This window comes from Actinomycetospora corticicola (assembly GCF_013409505.1).
In the GTDB taxonomy this organism is placed as follows: Bacteria; Actinomycetota; Actinomycetes; order Mycobacteriales; family Pseudonocardiaceae; genus Actinomycetospora; species Actinomycetospora corticicola.
Genome location: NZ_JACCBN010000001.1, coordinates 3,954,605 through 3,971,811 on the forward strand (window position 1 = coordinate 3,954,605; position 17,207 = coordinate 3,971,811).

The 17,207-nt window shown below is 70.7% G+C and carries 17 protein-coding genes, 3 tRNA genes and 1 pseudogene; 1 reads left to right on the forward strand and 20 read right to left on the reverse strand.

Going from position 1 to position 17,207, the window contains the following annotated elements; translation table 11 throughout:
* The 15 genes and pseudogenes from BJ983_RS19195 to BJ983_RS19265 all read right to left on the reverse strand — a co-directional run bounded on the left by BJ983_RS19195 (nt 1) and on the right by BJ983_RS19265 (nt 14,388).
* A complete protein-coding gene (locus BJ983_RS19195) occupies nt 1-1,302 on the reverse strand; it encodes an MCE family protein (protein WP_179795283.1) in 1,302 nt (433 codons plus the stop codon).
* On the reverse strand, nt 1,299-2,621 hold the full coding sequence (locus BJ983_RS19200; protein ID WP_343054254.1) for an MCE family protein: 1,323 nt from the start codon (nt 2,619-2,621) through the stop codon (nt 1,299-1,301). Before BJ983_RS19200 ends, BJ983_RS19195 begins: the two co-directional genes overlap by 4 nt.
* Nucleotides 2,622-2,624: 3 nt before the next feature.
* Nucleotides 2,625-3,845 carry an MCE family protein gene (locus BJ983_RS19205; protein WP_246325619.1) on the reverse strand — a complete coding sequence of 407 codons (1,221 nt, stop codon included), beginning with the start codon at nt 3,843-3,845 and terminating at the stop codon, nt 2,625-2,627.
* Nucleotides 3,846-3,853: 8 nt separating this feature from the next.
* Complete coding sequence (locus BJ983_RS19210) at nt 3,854-4,909, reverse strand: MCE family protein (protein ID WP_179795285.1); 1,056 nt, start codon at nt 4,907-4,909, stop codon at nt 3,854-3,856.
* Entirely contained in the window at nt 4,906-6,336 is a 1,431-nt protein-coding gene (locus tag BJ983_RS19215) for an MCE family protein (RefSeq protein WP_179795286.1), read from the reverse strand. The genes BJ983_RS19210 and BJ983_RS19215 overlap by 4 nt, the downstream gene beginning before the upstream one ends.
* On the reverse strand, nt 6,333-7,172 hold the full coding sequence (locus BJ983_RS19220; RefSeq protein ID WP_179795287.1) for an MlaE family ABC transporter permease: 840 nt from the start codon (nt 7,170-7,172) through the stop codon (nt 6,333-6,335). Before BJ983_RS19220 ends, BJ983_RS19215 begins: the two co-directional genes overlap by 4 nt.
* 55 nt (nt 7,173-7,227) lie before the next feature.
* Nucleotides 7,228-8,022 carry an ABC transporter permease gene (locus BJ983_RS19225; RefSeq protein WP_179795288.1) on the reverse strand — a complete coding sequence of 265 codons (795 nt, stop codon included), beginning with the start codon at nt 8,020-8,022 and terminating at the stop codon, nt 7,228-7,230.
* A gap of 563 nt (nt 8,023-8,585) precedes the next feature.
* Nucleotides 8,586-9,746, reverse strand: a pseudogene (locus tag BJ983_RS31015) (ABC transporter ATP-binding protein); the annotation flags it as partial.
* A gap of 352 nt (nt 9,747-10,098) precedes the next feature.
* The gene (gene rplL, locus BJ983_RS19235) at nt 10,099-10,485 is read right to left on the reverse strand and encodes a 50S ribosomal protein L7/L12 (RefSeq protein ID WP_179795290.1); all 387 of its coding nucleotides are present in this window, start codon (nt 10,483-10,485) and stop codon (nt 10,099-10,101) included.
* Between the two features lie 43 nt (nt 10,486-10,528).
* Nucleotides 10,529-11,125 (reverse strand): 50S ribosomal protein L10, encoded by a 597-nt coding sequence (gene rplJ / locus BJ983_RS19240; protein WP_179795291.1) that lies wholly within the window; start codon nt 11,123-11,125, stop codon nt 10,529-10,531.
* Between the two features lie 369 nt (nt 11,126-11,494).
* Nucleotides 11,495-12,205 (reverse strand): 50S ribosomal protein L1, encoded by a 711-nt coding sequence (gene rplA / locus BJ983_RS19245; RefSeq protein WP_179795292.1) that lies wholly within the window; start codon nt 12,203-12,205, stop codon nt 11,495-11,497.
* A 79-nt stretch (nt 12,206-12,284) separates the two neighbouring features.
* On the reverse strand, nt 12,285-12,719 hold the full coding sequence (gene rplK, locus BJ983_RS19250) for a 50S ribosomal protein L11 (protein WP_018330885.1): 435 nt from the start codon (nt 12,717-12,719) through the stop codon (nt 12,285-12,287).
* Nucleotides 12,720-12,781: 62 nt separating this feature from the next.
* Nucleotides 12,782-13,723 (reverse strand): transcription termination/antitermination protein NusG, encoded by a 942-nt coding sequence (gene nusG / locus BJ983_RS19255; RefSeq protein ID WP_179798007.1) that lies wholly within the window; start codon nt 13,721-13,723, stop codon nt 12,782-12,784.
* 128 nt (nt 13,724-13,851) lie between these two features.
* Entirely contained in the window at nt 13,852-14,229 is a 378-nt protein-coding gene (gene secE / locus BJ983_RS32435) for a preprotein translocase subunit SecE (RefSeq protein ID WP_179795293.1), read from the reverse strand.
* Nucleotides 14,230-14,315: 86 nt separating this feature from the next.
* Nucleotides 14,316-14,388: transfer RNA gene (locus tag BJ983_RS19265), tRNA-Trp, on the reverse strand.
* Nucleotides 14,389-14,616: 228 nt separating this feature from the next.
* Here BJ983_RS19265 and BJ983_RS19270 point away from each other — a divergent pair.
* Nucleotides 14,617-15,867 (forward strand): pyridoxal phosphate-dependent aminotransferase, encoded by a 1,251-nt coding sequence (locus BJ983_RS19270; RefSeq protein WP_179795294.1) that lies wholly within the window; start codon nt 14,617-14,619, stop codon nt 15,865-15,867.
* Between the two features lie 61 nt (nt 15,868-15,928).
* Here the strand turns inward: BJ983_RS19270 and BJ983_RS19275 are convergent, their stop codons facing one another.
* From BJ983_RS19275 to BJ983_RS19295, 5 genes are all read right to left on the reverse strand, one after another.
* Nucleotides 15,929-16,348, reverse strand: coding sequence for a MaoC/PaaZ C-terminal domain-containing protein (locus BJ983_RS19275; RefSeq protein WP_179795295.1), 420 nt, complete (start codon nt 16,346-16,348; stop codon nt 15,929-15,931).
* A complete protein-coding gene (locus BJ983_RS19280) occupies nt 16,345-16,794 on the reverse strand; it encodes an FAS1-like dehydratase domain-containing protein (protein ID WP_179795296.1) in 450 nt (149 codons plus the stop codon). Before BJ983_RS19280 ends, BJ983_RS19275 begins: the two co-directional genes overlap by 4 nt.
* A 13-nt stretch (nt 16,795-16,807) precedes the next feature.
* Complete coding sequence (gene rpmG / locus BJ983_RS19285) at nt 16,808-16,972, reverse strand: 50S ribosomal protein L33 (RefSeq protein WP_179795297.1); 165 nt, start codon at nt 16,970-16,972, stop codon at nt 16,808-16,810.
* A gap of 40 nt (nt 16,973-17,012) precedes the next feature.
* Nucleotides 17,013-17,085: transfer RNA gene (locus tag BJ983_RS19290), tRNA-Met, on the reverse strand.
* Nucleotides 17,086-17,134: 49 nt separating this feature from the next.
* Nucleotides 17,135-17,207 (reverse strand) — tRNA-Thr (locus BJ983_RS19295).

Below are 17,207 nucleotides of genomic sequence, written 5' to 3' on the forward strand. Positions count from 1 at the left end.
TCAGTTGCCCTCGCCCTGGGTCGAGCCGGTGGTGCCGGTCGTGCCGGTGGTGCCGCCACCGGTCGTCCCGGTGGTGCCGGTACCGGTTCCGGTGCCCCCTCCGGTGGCGGCGGGGGCCGCGCCGGTGCCGGCACCCGTCGTCGTGGTGGTGGTCGGCACGGGCGCCGTGTTCGCCCCCAGGACGCCGGGCAGGGCGATCAGCGGGTTCCCGGTGGCCCGGGCCGTCTGCTGGTTCTGCAGGAGGGCGAAGATCTGGTTGAGGTTCCCCGCCGCGGGGTTCACCCCCAGCAGGTTCTGCAGGAGGCCCTGCAGGGAGATCTCGACCGTCACGTCGATGTTCGCGAAGTCGCCCTTGATCACGTTCAGGGAGTTGTCCGCGAACGGGATCGTCAGCAGGATCTGCAGCGAACCCGGCAGGGCGTCCCCGCTGGCGATGAGGTTCTGCAGGATCGGCTGCAGCGCGGTGAGGTCGGCGATGGTGTTCTGGCCCGCGCGGTTGATCACGTCGGTGCCGACCACGGACAGCCGTTGCAGGGCCTGGAGCGTGCCCACGAGCAGGCCGCGCTGCTGGTTGAGCACGTCGAGCCCGGGCTGCAGGTTGTCGATGACGTTCGCGATCTTCGCCCGCTGGGTGACGAGGGTGGCCGAGAGCCGGTCGAGGGAGTCGAGCGCCCGGACGATGTCGGACCGCTGCTTGTCGAGCGTGCCGACGAAGACGTTGAGGTTGTCGAGCAGCGCCCGGATCTGTGCCTCGTTGCCGCCCAGCGTGTTGTTCAGCTCGCGCGAGATCGTCTGGATCTTCTCCACGCCGCCGCCGTTGAGCAGCAGCGAGAGGGCCCCGAGGACCTCCTCGACCTGGGCGCCGACGTCGCTGCGGTCCAGCGGGATCACCGCGCCGTTCTGCAGCCGGCCCTGGGGGGCCCCGATCGCCGGGTTGCCGAGCTCGACGAACTTCTCGCCGAGGAGGCTGGTCTGGCGCAGCCGGGCCATCGCGTTGGCCGGGAGCATGACGTCGCCGTTGACCGACATGGTGACCTCGGCGGTCCAGCCGTCCGGGGCGAGTCGCACCTCCCGGACGACCCCGACCGGGACGTCGTTGGTCCGCACGCTGGCGTTCGGCACGAGGTCGACGACGTTGGTGAACAGCGCCGTCACGTCGTAGGGGTGGTCCCCGAGGGACGCCCCGCCGGGCAGCGGTACCTCCTGGATGGACTGCAGGCCGCAGCCGGAGAGACCCACCGCCGTGACGATCGCGACGACCGCGAGCCGCCAGGCCCGGCGGGTGCGAGGTGTGGTGGTCACCGTCCTCCTCCGGTCGTGAGTCCCTTGATCAGGTTCGTGCCCGGTGCCGTCAGCGGGGTCGTGTCCTGCTCGGCCGTCCGCGGCGTCAGGCCCTGGGTCGCGGTCGACAGCAGTCCGGTCGCCAGGGGCGCGACGGCCTGGTTCTGGTTGAGCAGCGCCGCGAGTTCCTGGAAGGGCTTGAGGGCGTCGTTCAGCGCCGTCACGCCCGCCGGCGTCTGCGTGGCACAGCTGACCTGGCCCGCGAGCAGCAGCGGCGGGAGCGCCGTGCCGGCCGGGATGTCGGGCAGGAGACCACTGCCGAGCAGCGAGCACAGGAGCTGCTCGCGGCTGATCGGCGGCAGGTTGAGGCCGGGGGCCAGCACCGGCCGGACGTCGAGGGTGTCCGAGCTCGCGTTGAACGAGTTCGTCAGGTTGCCCAGGGCCAGCGGGGCGGCGTCGGTGAGCTCGGCGAGACCCCGGCTCTGCCGCACGAGGATGTCGGTGATGCTCGCGAGCTGGCCCACATCGGTCCGCAGCCCGTCCCGGTTCTCCCGGACGAACGAGGCGACGTCCTCGAGGGCCGGTGGGAGCACCTGCAGGACCTGCGAGAGGTTGCCCCGCTCGGCGGCGAGGAAGCCGGAGATGTCGGCGAGCTGGTTGTTCAGCAGCCGCACCTGGCCGTCGTTGCGGGCCAGCATGTTGGTGAAGACGCCGAGGTTGTCGACCGTCGCGAAGAGGTTGCCGCGGTTGTCCGACAGTGTCCCGACCGCGCCGGCGAGCTCGGTGATCGTCTGCTTGATCGCCTCGCCGTTGCCGCCGAGGGCGTTCGCCGAGGACCGGAGCAGGCCGTTGAGGGCACCGTCCTTGTTCGACCCGTTCGGGCCGAGCGAGGTCGCCAACAGGTCCAGGCTCTTGTAGACCCGGTCGAGCTCGACCGGCACCGCGGTCCGCTGGACCGGGATCACCGCGCCGTCGTTCATCATCGGCCCGCCGGTGTAGTTCGGGCCGAGCTGGACGTAGCGGTCCGAGACCAGGGTCGGCGCGACGATGACGGCCTTGGCGTCGGCCGCGATCGGGATCCGGTTGTCGACCTTGAGCTCGACGCGGACGACGTTGCCCTGGGGCGTGATGTCCTCGACGGTGCCCACCGGGACGCCGTTCACGTCGACGGTGTTCTTGGTGTAGAGGCCGACCACGCTGGTGAAGTACGCCGTGATCGTGCGGGAGCTCCCGCGCTCCAGGGCGTACCAGAGGCCTGCGGTCGCGACGAGCGCGACGATCAGCACGATGGCGAGGGTCCGGGCGAAGCTGTCGAACAGCGTCGTGAGGCGCGTCGTCACGGGTCAGCCCCCTCCCTGGGTCGGCTGCTGGGCCGGTGCTTGGGCCGGGGCCTGGGCCGTCTGGCCCTGACCGATGGCGGCGGGGTTGATGAGCGGGACACCGCCCGGGAAGAGCGTGCCGAGGTTGATCCCGGCCGCCTGGCCGGCCTGCAGCAGCGGTCCCCCGAGCTGGTTGACGGCGCTGGTGACGGACGCCTGGTTCGGGCTGAGCCCGCCGAGGAGGCCGCCGATGAACTGCTGCTGCGCGGCCGTGTCGTTCGGGTTGCAGCCGAGGTCCCCGGGCGGGTCCAGGTTGCAGATGTAGGCGTCGAACCACCGGCCGTTGCCGACGACGTTCGCGAACACGCGGACGAACGGTCCGAGCAGCCGGATGCCGTTCTCCAGGTTCGCCGAGTTCTGCTGCAGCGTGGTCAGCACGCCGTTGAGGCTCGCCAGCGTCGGGCCGAGAGTCGCCCGGTTGTCCGCGACCAGGCCGCGCAGCTGGTTGGACAGCGCGATCGTCCCGTTGAGCAGGTCGTCGATCGCCGCCTTGCGGCTGCGCAGCTCCCCGAGGAGCAGGTTGCCGTTCTGGATCAGCACCTCGACGTCGCGGTTGCGGTCGGCGAGGACCTGCGTCGTCGCCCGCGTGTTCGCCAGCAGCTTCGCGAGCTCCTGGTCGCGGGAGGAGATGGTGCGCGACAGCCGGGACAGCCCGTCGAGCGCCGGCCGGATCGGGCCGGATGCGCCGTCGAGGGTCTGCGAGAGCGTGTTCAGGCTCTCCCCGAGCTGGTCGGTGTTCAGCGCCTCCACGTTGGTGGTGAGGTCGGAGAACGCCTGGATGACGTCGAACGGGGCCGTGGTGCGGCTCCGCGGGATCGCGACGTCCGGGTCGAGCGGCTGGGAACCCTCGGGGTCGAGGGCGATGAACTTCTGCCCCAGCAGCGTCTTGATCTCGATCGAGGCGCGGCTCTGGTCGCCGATCCAGGCGTCGGGCGCCTTGAACGAGATGACCACGTCGTTGCCGTCGAGCGTGACGTCGGTGACCGAACCGACGCGGATGCCCGCGATGCGGACGTCGTCGTCGGGCTGGACGCCCGCCGCCTCGCCGAAGCGCGCCGTGTACGTCGCCCCCTGCCCGATGAGGGGCAGGTCGCGGATGTTCAGCGAGGCCACCGTCAGGAGGATCAGGACGAGCAGGCTCACCGCCCCGATGATGATCGGGTTCCGCTTGCGGAACGGCTTCATCCGCCTCATCACGAGCACCGGTTCGCGTCGCTGATGATGCCGACCGGGAGGTCGATCTGGATCGGGTTCGGGATCGGGAGCTGGATCGGCCCGGGGAGGGTCGTGTCGATGCGCACCCCGGCCTGGCAGAGGTAGAAGTTGAACCAGGACCCGTAGCTGCCGGCCCGCCCGAAGTTGTTGGCCTTCTGCGGGATGTTCCGCAAGGCGTTCTCCACGAGGCCTCGGTTGCGGTTGAGGATGTCGGCCTCCGTGCCGAGCTTGACGATGTCGTCGCGCAGCGGGGGGCGGGCGTCGGCGAGGAAGCCGGCCGTGACCTGCGTGAGGTCGGCGATGGGCTGCAGGGTGGAGCCGATCGCGACCCGGTCCTGGGCGAGCCCGCTGACGAGCTGCTGCAGCGACACGATGAGGCTCGAGAGCTTGTCGTCCCGGGCGTTCACGGTGTCGAGCGTCAGGTTCAGGTTGTCGATGACCCGGCCGATGACGGCGTCGCGGTCGGCGATCGTCGAGGTCAGCGAGGCGGTGCTGGCGAGGAGCTGGTTGATGTTCCCGCCCTCGCCCTGGAGGACCTGGATGATCTCGAAGGACAGCTTGTTCACGTCGTCCGGGCTCAGCGCCTGGAACAGCGGCTTGAACCCGTTGAACACGACCGTGAGGTTGAGCGGCGGCTGCGTCTGCGTCACCGGCACCACCCCGTCGGGCTGCAGGTACTGGTTCATCGGCCCGTTGCCGCGCTGGATGTCCAGGTACCGCTGCCCGACGAGGTTCTGGTACTTGATCGCGTACCGCGACCCGATCGGGAGCTTGCGTGTGTCCTCGACGGTGAACGACACCTCGGCCACCGACCGGTCGACCACCTGGACGTCGCTGACCCGGCCGACCCGGACGCCGGCGATCCGCACGTCGCTGCCGGCGATGAGGCCGGAGGCGTCGGTGAACCGCGCCTTGTACTCCTGGGTCGAGGCGAAGAAGTTGTTCTGGATCGTGCCCAGCAGCAGGACCACCGACAGGACGGTGACGATCGCGAAGATGACCAGCTTGACCAGCGGCGCGACGACCCCCCTCATCGGAGCTCCACCGTCGTGCCGCGCAGGGTCGCGCCGGTCAGGTAGGGCGCGAACGCGGGCACCTGGGACGGGGCGACGCCCATCTGCATGGCGGTCAGCTCGGTCACGAAGCTGCGCTCCTCCGGGGAGTTGGGCGTGTTCGGCAGACCGATGTTGGCCGCGTCGATCCGCGCCGCGCCCTGGCCCTCGGTGGGCGCCGGGGCGGTGCTCGTACCGGAGGTGCTGCCACCGGTGTTCTGCGGGGTGGCGACGCGGGTCTGGACCCCGCCGTTGTCACCGCCGGTGGCGGCCATGCCCGAGTTCGACGAGGCCGGCGGCGCGAACGACCCGTCGGCGAACGGGCCGCCCGGCGGGTACTGCGGCGCCTTGCCGTTGACGAAGTAGCAGCGCGGCCCGCGGGTGTCCCGGTAGGCCGGGGCGTCACTCGGGACGTACTTGCCGCGGTCGATGACGATCTCGGCCGCGATCTGGATGCCCGTGTCCGGCTTGAGGACGTCGTTGATCTTGGGCGTCAGGTCGGTCAGCTGCTGGAACAGGCAGGGGAACTCGGGGCTGTACCGCCGCAGCAGGTCCAGCACCGGGTACGACCGGGCGGCGAGCTCGATGATGTTCGCGCGGTTCGCCGCGAGGAACGTCGTCGTGACGTCCGAGGCCGAGGTGACCGAGCGGAAGGTCGACTCGAAGGCCGCCCGCTCCTCCACGAGCGTGCGGCTCGTCGTCACCAGGTTGTCCAGCGCGGAGAGCAGGTCCGGGAGCGCGGCGTTGTAGATGTCCGCGGTCGGGGCCAGCAGGCGCAGGTCGTTGATGAGGTCGGGCAGCGACGGGTTGATCCCGGTGAGGAACTGGTTGAGCTGCACCAGGGTCTGACCGGTCTGCGTGCCGCGGCCGGAGAGCGCCATGGAGATCGCGCCGAGGGTGTCGGAGAGCTTCTGCGGCTCGACCGCCTGGATGACCGGGAGCAGGTTGTTCAGCACCTGCTCGGTCTCGACGGCGTTCTGCGACCGGTCCTCGCCGATCAGGTCGCCGCCCTGCAGGCGTCGCTGCGTCGGGTTCGGCGGGATCTCCAGCGACACGAAGCGCTCACCGAAGAGCGTCTTCGGGATGAGGCGGGCCGTGACGTTGCTCGGGATCGCGGACAACGCATCGGGGTCCATGGCCATCTCGACGGTGGCCTTCTGCCCGTCCGAGGAGACCGACCGGATCTCGCCGACGATCACGCCGCGGACCTTGACGTCGCCCTGCTTGGAGAGCTGGTTGCCGACCGTGTCGGTCTGCAGCGTGACCATCTCGACGGACTTGAACACCTTGTTGAACTGCGCGAGGCAGAGCCCGATCACCAGCGCGATGATCAGGAGCAGCGCGACCCCGTAGAGGCGGCGCCGCGTCGACGTCAGCGGCGGGCGGAGGTCCTTCACCGGCGCGGTCATCCGGCGATCCGGACCGACGTCGTGGTGCCCCAGATGGCCAGGGTCAGCAGGTTGTCCAGGACGGTGAAGACGACGATCGAGTTCCGCACCGCGTTACCGACCGCCACGCCGACGCCGGCGGGCCCGCCACCGGCGTTGTAGCCGTAGTAGCAGTGGATCAGGATGATCGCGAAGGCGAAGACCAGCACCTTGGCGAACGAGTAGACGACGTCCTCGGGCGGCAGGAACAGGTTGAAGTAGTGGTCGTAGGTGCCCGAGGACTGCGTGTAGAAGTTCGTGACCAGCAGCCGGGACGCCAGGTAGGAGGCGACCAGGCCGATGACGTAGAGCGGGATGACCGCGATGAAGCCGGCGATGACGCGCGAGGTCACGAGGAACGGCAGCGAGGGCACCGCCATGACCTCGAGCGCGTCGATCTCCTCGGACACCCGCTGGGCGCCGAGCTGGGCGGTGAAGCCGGCGCCGACCGTCGCGGAGAGCGCCAGCGCCCCGACCAGCGGCGCCACCTCGCGGGTGTTGAAGTACGCCGTCACGAAGCCGGAGAAGGCCGACGTGCCGATCTGGTTCAGCGCCGAGTAGCTCTGCAGACCGACGACGGAGCCGGTGAAGAACGTCAGCGTCGCGACGATGACGACGGTGCCGCCGATGAGCGCGAGCGCGCCGGAGCCGAACGCCACCTCGGTGAGGAGGCGCAGCACCTCGCGCTTGTAGCGCCGCAGGGTGCGGGGGATCCAGCCGATCGTCTTCGCGAAGAACGCCGCCTGGTCCCCCATGGTGTCGAGGACGCCGAGGGGGCCGTCCACGAGCGCGCGGGCGCGACGCGTGATCACTGCCATCGTGATGTGTCTCCGGCTGTGTGGGGAGCGAGCCGCATGGGGAGGGGGTCCGTACCTAGAACTTGTTCGGTGGGACGAGGTTCAGGTAGACGGCCGTCACGATCACGTTGATCGCGAACAGGAGGATGAACGTGATGACCACGGCCTGGTTGACCGCGTCCCCCACGCCCTTGGGACCGCCGGAGGGGTTCAACCCCCGGAAGGCCGCGACGATCCCGGCCGCGAGGCCGAACAACGCCGCCTTGATGAACCCGACGAGCAGGTCGCTGGGCTTCGAGAGCGCCGAGAAGCCCTGGATGTAGGCGCCCGGGGTGACGCCCTGCAGGACCACGTTGAAGTAGTAGCCGCCGGCGACACCGACGATCGAGACCAGCCCGAAGAGCAGGGCCGACACGAGGATGGCCGCGAGGACGCGGGGGACGACGAGGCGCTGGATCGGGTTGATGCCCAGCACCTCCATCGCGTCGATCTCCTCACGGATGGTGCGGGCGCCGAGGTCCGCGCAGATCGCGGACCCGCCCGCGCCCGCCACCAGGAGCGCGCAGATGACCGGCGCGGCCTGCTGGATGACGGCCAGGGTGCTGGCGGCGCCCGAGAACGACTGGGCGCCGAACTGCCGGATCAGCGACCCCAGCTGCAGCGAGATGACCGAGCCGAAGGAGATCGACACGAGCGCCGCGGGGAGGATGCAGACCCGGGAGATGAACCAGCACTGCTCGATGAACTCCTTGGTCTGGAACGGCCGCTGGAAGATGCCGACGAAGATGTCCAGACCGAGGGCGAAGAGCTTGCCGGTCGCCGAGAGGGCGCCCGCGCCCGGGAAGCGCCCGGCGGTGATGCGAGAGGTCACGAGTCGCTCCGGCGGAAGAGTCGACGGAGTCCGCCCTCGGAGCGCTTGCGCTCCGCGTCGGACCCGCCCTGCCCGGGGCCGTTCTGCGGGTTCGCGCCGCCGGCCAGCTGGTCGGCCGCGGACTGCTCACGGCCCTCGGCACCGGTCGCGGCGGGCATCGCCCACCCGGACCGCTCGTCGCCCCGGTCGGACGCCGCACCCGGCGTCGCGACCAGCTGCGTCGGCCCCTCGTCGGGCCCGGAGGCCGCCGACGAGCCGGACGACCCGCCGTCCTGCGACACCGGAATCTGCTCGGTGCGGGGCTCCTCGTCGGACTCCGCGTCCTTCTCCGGCGAGGTCGCCGTGTCGTCCTCGGCCGTCTCGGTCATCTCCGAGCTCGAGTCGGACCCGTCCTCGGGGGCGGCGCCGCTCTCGTCGGACTTCTCGTCCTCGGACTTGGTGTGCTCGCCGGCCTGCGGGAGCACCACCGTGCCGCCGGCGTAGTCGTCGACCGGGACACCGACCAGCGGCTCGTCGGACTCCGGGGGCTCCGGGGGCGCCTTGCGGGCCTCCGCGTCGCCGTCGGGGTTCCCGGACCCGGGCTCTCCCCCGGCCTCCTCGGGCGACCCCTCGGTCATCGACTCGGTCTGGTTCTCCTCCATCGCCTGGTAGCCGAACGGGTCGGCGTCCTCCGGCGGGTTGTCCCGCGTGAGCTCGATCAGCTCCGTGCGGTCCTGGTCCTTGGAGATCCCGTAGCGCTCCATGTCCTCGTCGGTCAGCGACTCGAGGATCGCGGTCTGCGCCTTCTCCGGGAGCGTGTGCAGGATCTGCATGACCCGGTCCTTGCGGCGCTGCACCGCCTTGCGCTCACCGAGGCCCTCGGTGGGGTTGAGCTGGGGGTCGATGAAGGACTCCTCGGACTCCGCCGAGCCGCCCTGCTTCTTCAGCTCCTCCATCTCCGCCTCCATCTGGGCGGTGTCCTTCTCCTCGGACATCCCGATGGGACCGATACGGCGGCCCTGGAGGAACTGCTGGACCACCGGCTCCTCGGAGGTCAGCAGGACCTCGCGCGGGCCGAACATCACCAGGTTGCGCCGGAACAGCATCCCGATGTTGTCCGGGAGGGAGCGCGCGGTGCCGAGGTGGTGGGTGACGATGAGGATCGTCGCGTCGAGCTGGGTGTTCAGGTCGACGATCAGCTGGTTCAGGTACGCGGTGCGCACCGGGTCCAGGCCGGAGTCCGGCTCGTCGACCAGGATGATCTCGGGGTCGAGCACCAGCGCGCGGGCCAGCCCGGCGCGCTTCTTCATCCCGCCGGAGATCTCGCCGGGCAGCTTGTCCTCGGCGCCGCCGAGCCCGACCAGGTCGAGCTTCTCCATGACGATGTCCTTGATCTCGGACTCGCCCTTGCGGGTGTGCTCACGCAACGGGAACGCCACGTTGTCGTAGAGGTTCATCGACCCGAACAGCGCGCCGTCCTGGAACAGCACCCCGAACAGCTTGCGGATCTCGTAGAGCCGCGACTCCGAGCACCGCACCAGGTCGGTGTCGTGGATGAAGATCGAGCCCTTCTCGGGCTTGAGCAGACCGATGATCGACTTCAGCAGGACCGACTTACCGGTACCCGACGGGCCCAGCAGGACGCTCACCTCACCGGCCGGGAGCGTCAGCGTGACGTCGGACCAGATGTTGGAGCTGCCGAAGGACTTCGAGAGGTTCTTGATCCCGACCTCGACGCCACCCATTGAATGCCTCCCGGCCTGATGTCCGACCTCGCCGTGGGACGGACCGGATCGTGTGGTGACCCGTCCGAACTGTGCGCCCGATTACGGCGCGACGGCCCGAGGAGTCGGGCATCACAGCGACAACGACCTGCGCGACGGGAGGTTACTGGACGGGTAACCCGGGTCACCCGTCAGGGATACCTCCGCGTAGCACGTCAGCCGGAACGCGGCGTTCGGGTGAGTCGGACCCGGAAGGTGCTGCTCCGAACGGTCTAGAAAAGCCGAAGGGGCGGGGTCCGTGTCGGACCCCACCCCTCCGAGCGGTGGTAGCGCGCCTCCCCCGTCCGGGGGAGACGCGCCGGCTACGGCCGGATCAGCTCAGGCTGACCTTGGCGCCGGCCTCCTCGAGCTTCGCCTTGGCGGCCTCGGCGGCCTCCTTGGCGACACCCTCGATGATCGGCTTCGGCGCGCTCTCGACGAGCTCCTTGGCCTCCTTGAGGCCCAGGCCCGAGACGACCTCGCGGACGACCTTGATGACCTGGATCTTCTTGTCGCCGGCGGCCTCGAGGACGACGTTGAACTCGTCCTTCTCCTCCTCGGCCGGGGCAGCGGCGCCACCGGCGGCGGGCGCGGCGGCGGCGACCGGGGCGGCGGCGGTGACCTCGAAGGTGTCCTCGAACTTCTTCACGAACTCCGAGAGCTCGAGCAGCGTCATGTCCTTGAAGGCGTCGAGCAGCTCGTCGGTGGAAAGCTTCGCCATGGTGGCGGTCCCTCTTTCTTCGTTCAGGGGGTGGTGACGGGGATCAGGACTCGGCAGCGGCGGCGTCGGCCGACTCGACCGCGGCGACGGCCTCCTCGGTGCTCCCGCTGCCCTCGGCGGCACGCTTGTCCTGCAGGGCCTGGGCCAGGCGGGCGATCTGCGAGGCCGGGGCGTTGAACAGGCCGGCGGCCTTGGCGAGGTTGCCCTTCATGGCGCCGGCGAGCTTCGCCAGCAGGACCTCGCGGGAGTCCAGATCGGCCAGCTTGGTGATCTCGTCGGCGGAGAGGGGACGCCCCTCCATGTAGCCGCCCTTGACGACGAGGGCCTTGTTGTCCTTCTGGAAGTCGCGCAGCGCCTTGGCGGCGTCCACGGGCTCCCCGGACACGAAGGCGATCGCCGTCGGACCGACGAGCAGCTCGTCGAGTCCCTCGACCCCCGCCTCGGCGGCAGCCAGCTTGACCAGCGTGTTCTTGGCGACCGTGTAGTTCACGTCGTTGCCCAGCGACCGACGCAGCTGCGTGATCTGCTTCGTCGTCAGGCCCCGGTACTCGGTCACGACCATGGCCGAGGCGTCGCGGAACTCCGCGGTGATCTCGGCGACGGCGGCCACCTTGTCGGCGGCCGGTGCACGTTCAGCCATCCGCGCCTCCTCTCCTCACTCGGGCGTTCGGACGGTGTTCCCCCGAGAACGACGGGCCCGGAAATGACGGGCCCGACGACGACGAAAGCCCCGTGCGCAGGCGCACGGGGCTCGGTGACGCGGGCGGCCCGGGGCCACCCACACCGTTCCTCGTTCTCCTGCGCGGGCCGTCCGCCGGAGCGGACCTTCGTCCTCCCGCACCGTCCGTGGTGGACGCTCCGGGAGGAGACCAGCGGTCTCGGGTGGAACTCGGTGACAGTGGTGGTGCTCGCCGACGGGCGGACCCGTCGGGCTGTCCGGTCCAGGATACGCGACGGCCCGGGACCCCCCGTCGAGCGGGGTGTCCCGGGCCAGTACGACGTGCGCGGGTCAGGCCTCCGTGGAGGTCAGATTCCGCGTGCGGTTCGGGTCGACCGGGATGCCCGGGCCCATCGTCGTGGTCACGGTGATCTTCTTGACGTAGCGACCCTTGGCGGCGGACGGCTTCGCCCGGAGGATCTCGTCGAGGGCTGCCCCGTAGTTCTCGACGAGCTTCTCGGCGTCGAAGCTGGCCTTGCCGATGACCAGGTGCAGGTTCGCCTGCTTGTCCACGCGGAAGTTGACCTTGCCGCCCTTGATGTCGGAGACCGCACGGGTCACGTCCGGGGTGACCGTGCCGGTCTTCGGGTTCGGCATCAGGCCGCGCGGGCCGAGGATGCGGGCGACCCGACCGACCTTGGCCATCTGGTCGGGCGCGGCGACGGCGGCGTCGAACTCCAGCCACCCGCCCTGGATGCGCTCGATCAGGTCGTCGGAGCCGACCACGTCGGCGCCGGCGGCCTCGGCCTCGGTGGCCTTGTCACCGGTGGCGAACACGATGACGCGGGCCGTCTTGCCGGTGCCGTGCGGCAGGTTGATCGTGCCGCGGACCATCTGGTCGGCCTTGCGGGGGTCGACGCCGAGCCGCATGGCGACCTCGACGGTCGCGTCCATCTTCGTGCTCGCCGTCTTCTTCGCGAGCTCGACCGCCTCGAGGGGCGCGTACAGGTGCTCCTCGTCGATCAGCTCGGCGGCCTGGCGATAGGCCTTGCTGCGCTTCATGCTCTGTCCTTCGTGAGATGGCGGATCAGGTGTGGTGACGGGCGGCGCACGCCCTCCCACTCGACTCCGGCGGAGTGGTTCAGCCGGAGACGGTCAGGCCCATCGACCGGGCGGTCCCGGCGATGATCTTGGCGGCCTGGTCGAGGTCGTTCGCGTTCAGGTCGGCCATCTTGGTCTGCGCGATCTCGCGGACCTGGGCGTCGGTGACCGAGCCGACCTTCTTCGTGTGCGGCGTCGGGCTGCCGGACTGGATCCCCGCGGCGGCGAGGAGCAGCTTGGCGGCCGGCGGCGTCTTCAGCGCGAAGGTGAAGGAGCGGTCCTCGTAGATCGAGATCTCGACCGGCACGACCTGACCACGCTGCGCCTCGGTGGCGGCGTTGTAGGCCTTGCAGAACTCCATGATGTTGACGCCGTGCTGGCCCAGCGCCGGGCCGACCGGCGGAGCGGGCGTCGCCGCGCCGGCCTTGATCTGCAGCTTGACGACCGCGGACAGTCGCCTCTTCTTCGGGGGCATGCCTGGGACTTCCTCACGTTCCTGTTCGGGACCCGTCCCGCGGACCGGACTCCGCGGGACGACTAAATCTTCGAGACCTGGTTGAAGCCGAGCTCGACCGGGGTCTCCCGGCCGAAGATGGACACCAGGACCTTGACCTTCTGGGCGTCGACGTTGACCTCGGAGATGCTCGCCGGGAGCGTGGCGAACGGGCCGTCCATGACGGTGACCGACTCGCCCACCTCGAAGTCCACCTCGACCGGCGCGGGCCCGCGGGTGTCGGCGGCCGCCGCGGCGGTGTCGCCGCCCTTGGCCTTCTTCGCCGGCGCCTCCTGGCGCGGCAGCAGGAACTTGGTGACCTCGTCGAGGGTGAGCGGCGAGGGCCGCGACGTCGCCCCGACGAAGCCGGTGACGCCCGGCGTGTTGCGCACCGCGCTCCACGAGGCGTCGTTGAGCTCCATCCGCACCAGGATGTAGCCGGGCAGCACCTTGCGCTGGACCTGCTTGCGCTGCCCGTTCTTGATCTCGGTGACCTCCTCGGTGGGCACCTCGACCTGGAAGATGAAGTCCTCGACGTCGAGCGTCTGCACGCGCGTCTCGAGGTTGGTCTTCACCTTGTTCTCGTAGCCGGCGTAGGAGTGCACGACGTACCAGTCGCCGGGGGCGAGCCGCAGCGACTCCTTGAGCGCCTTGACCGGGTCCTCGGGCTCGTCGGGCTCCTCGGGCTCGGTCGGCACGACCACCGGGGCGCCCTCGGCGTCGACGACGGCCGCGTCACCGGTTCCCGCCGCCTGCGAGGGCAGGTCCTCGGCCTCCTCCTCGGGGGTGCCCCCGAGCGCCTCACGGGCCGCGGCCAGGTCGGCCTCCGGGTCGACCTCGTCGTCGCCCTCGGGGACCTCGCCGTCCGCACGCGCCTGCGCGGCGGCCCGGGCGACCTCGGCGTCGTCGAGGGTGGCCGGGGCCTCCTCGGTGCTGAGGTCGGAGCCCTCGCGGATGATCACACCGCGCGTGCGGGCCTCGCCCACGAGTTCGGGCTCACCGCCCTCGGGGCCGGTGGCGGGAACATCTGCGGAGGTCACTTCTTCTCTCACTTCCTTCGGGTGCGCGGCGTCGGACCGCACGGCGGGGCCGGCCGTGGCCGGTGGGCGGGCGGTCAGCCGAACAGCGTGAAGGTCAGCTTCTGGAACCCGACGTCCAGGAGCCCGACCAGGGTGACCATGAACGCCACGAAGACCAGGACCACCGCCGTGTACACGACGATCTGCCGGCGCGTCGGCCAGTGCACCTTGCGCAGCTCGGCGACGACCTCCCGCAGGAAGCGACGCAACCGCGCGATGACGGAGCCCTCGGACCCCGTCGACCGGCCGTCGCGGGACGGGGTGGCCCCGCCCTTCGTGGCGACCGACCCGGTCCCCGACTCGTCACCCGCGCCACGACGGCGTCGACCGGCGGCCGTGGTGGGACGGGCGTCGGCACGCGCGTCGTCGCCGTCGGGCCGATTGGCCCCGCGGCCGCTGCGCTCCTCGCTCACTGTTCCGTCCTCACCCGGCCCTCCGGCCGCCGAACGCTCGGCGGCCGGCAACCGGGCGCCGTCTCGATGTCTGCACCGTCGCAGTGCAGGGGCGACAGGACTTGAACCTGCAACCTGCGGTTTTGGAGACCGCTGCTCTGCCAGTTGAGCTACGCCCCTGTGGCGACCCGTCGGGGGCCGCCGGGTGACGGGAACCCCGGGGCCGGACGTGCAGGTACGCACGCCGGACCGAGGACTCATCGCCCTTCACCGACCATGCTACGGCACCCCGTCCGCGCCGATCGCGACGACCCCGCGGGCCGGGCACCGGCCCGACCTCCCGGCCCGACCTCCCGGCCCGACCTCCCGGCGGAATCGGCGTGCGCGTGCGTGGGAGAATCCCATGACATGACCGCAGTCACGTCCTCGTCCTCGGGGGGCTCCTCCCCCGCCGCCACCGATCGGCGCATCTCCGAGCGCATCGGAGGGATCGCGGAGTCCGCGACGCTGGCCGTGGACGCCAAGGCGAAGGCGCTCAAGGCGGCGGGCCGCCCCGTGATCGGGTTCGGCGCCGGCGAGCCCGACTTCCCCACCCCGCAGCCGGTCGTCGACGCCGCGATCGCCGCGTGCAGCGACCCGAAGAACCACCGCTACTCCCCGGCCGGCGGGCTGCCCGAGCTGCGCGAGGCGGTCGCCGCCAAGACGCTGCGCGACTCCGGCTGGGAGGTGTCCGCCGCGCAGGTGCTCATCACCAACGGTGGCAAGCAGGCGGTGTTCGAGGCCTTCGCGACCGTCGTCGACGAGGGCGACGAGATCCTGCTGCCCGCGCCCTTCTGGACGACCTACCCGGAGGCCGCCCGGATGGCCGGCGGCGTCCCGGTGCAGGTGGACACCGACGCCACGACCGGCTTCCTGCCCACGGTCGAGGCCCTCGAGGCGGCGCGCACGCCGCGGACGAAGGTCCTCCTCTGGTGCTCGCCGTCCAACCCGACCGGCGCCGTCGCCCCGCGCGAGCTCGTCGAGGCCGTCGGACGCTGGGCCGAGGAGCACGGCATCTGGGTGATCGCCGACGAGATCTACGAGCACCTCGTCTACGACGGCGCCGAGCACGTGTCCATGCCGGTGGCGGTCCCCGGGATCGCCGACCGCTGCATCGTCGTGAACGGCGTCGCCAAGACCTACGCGATGACCGGCTGGCGCGTCGGCTGGCTGATCGGCCCGACGGACGTCGTCAAGGCGGCGGCGAACATGCAGTCGCACGTCACCTCGAACGTCTGCAACGTCGCGCAGCGGGCCGCCCTCGCCGCGGTGTCCGGGCCGCTCGACGCGGTCGAGGAGATGCGGGCCGCCTTCGACCGTCGCCGGCGGACCATCGTCGAGATGCTCTCCGCCATCGACGGCGTCGAGTGCCCGACGCCGAAGGGCGCCTTCTACGCCTACGCCGACGTCCAGGGACTCCTGGGCAGGGAGCTGCGCGGGGAGCGCCCGAAGACGTCGGTCGACCTCGCCGCCGCGATCCTCGAGCACGCCGAGGTGGCCGTCGTCCCCGGTGAGGCGTTCGGGACGCCGGGCTACTTCCGGCTCTCCTACGCCCTCGGCGACGACGACCTGCGGGCCGGCGTCAGCCGGATGGCCGATCTCCTCGCCGAGATGTCCTGAGTCCACGACGGACCGGCACGGGGGGACGCCCCTCGTGCCGGACCGCGGGGCGGGAGTCCGCTCAGCGGCCGCGGACGACCGCGACGGCCTTGCCCAGGACGGCCTTGCCGTCCGGACCGACGGCGGTGACCCCGAGGGTCACCGACCCGTCGTCGTCGACCGCCTTCACCGTGGCGCCGAGGATGACCGTCGCGCCCGCGTCGTCGTCCGGGACGACGACCGGGCGGGTGAAGCGCGTGCTGAACGACCGGACGGCCGCGGGGTCCCCGGCCCAGTCCGCGACGAACTGTGCGGCGAGCGCCATCGTCAGCATCCCGTGGGCGATGACGCCGGGGAGGCCCACCGCCGTGGCGGTACGCTCGTTCCAGTGGATCGGGTTGAGGTCGCCGGACGCGCCCGCGTACCGGACGAGGTCGGCGCGGGTGAGCGTGACCGGGCGATTCTCGAGCTCGTCGCCGACGGAGACCGCAGGCACGCTCATGCGTCCGCCCCGGCCCGCCCGACGAGGGTGGCGGTGCTGACCAGCACCGCGACACCGTCGGGGTCGGTCACGTCGCACCGGAAGGTGACGACGTCGTTGCCCGCGAGTTCCTTGATCTCCGCGACGGTCACGACCGTCGTGAGCACGTCACCGGCCACCACGGGCCGGTGCAGCTCGAACGACTGGTCGCGGTGGACGACGCGGGTGAAGTCCAGGCCGAGGGCCGGGTCGTCGACCACCTCACGCGTGGCCTCCCAGGTGAACACGACCGGGAAGGTCGGCGGGGCCACCACGTCCGCGTGACCGGCCACCCGGGCCGCCTCCACGTCGGTGTGTACCGCATCGGTGGCCCCGACGGCCCGTGCGAACTCACGGACCTTCTCGGCCCCCACCCGGTAGGTGCGGGCCGGCCAGGTGCGACCGACGAAGGAGGCGTCCAGCGGCACGGCGGGCGTCGACCTAGCGGGTCTCGCGGTGCCCGCGGTGGGTGCCGCAGTTCGGGCAGAACTTCTTGATGGTGAGCCGGTCGGGGTCGTTCCGCCGGTTCTTGCGCGTGATGTAGTTGCGGTTCTTGCACTCCTCGCACGCGAGCGTGATCTTCGGGCGCACGTCGGTTGCGGCCATGGGAGTGTCCTCTCGAGTACTACGACTTCGTCTGTTCCGGTAGCGGTGGCCGGACTTGAACCGGCGACACAGCGATTATGAGCCGCTTGCTCTGCCACCTGAGCTACACCGCCACGGCATGACGAAACCGGCGGGTACGTTCCCGCCGGTCTCCTCTCGCCGAGCCCCTTTACGGAATCGAACCGTAGACCTTCTCCTTACCATGGAGACGCTCTGCCGACTGAGCTAAAGGGGC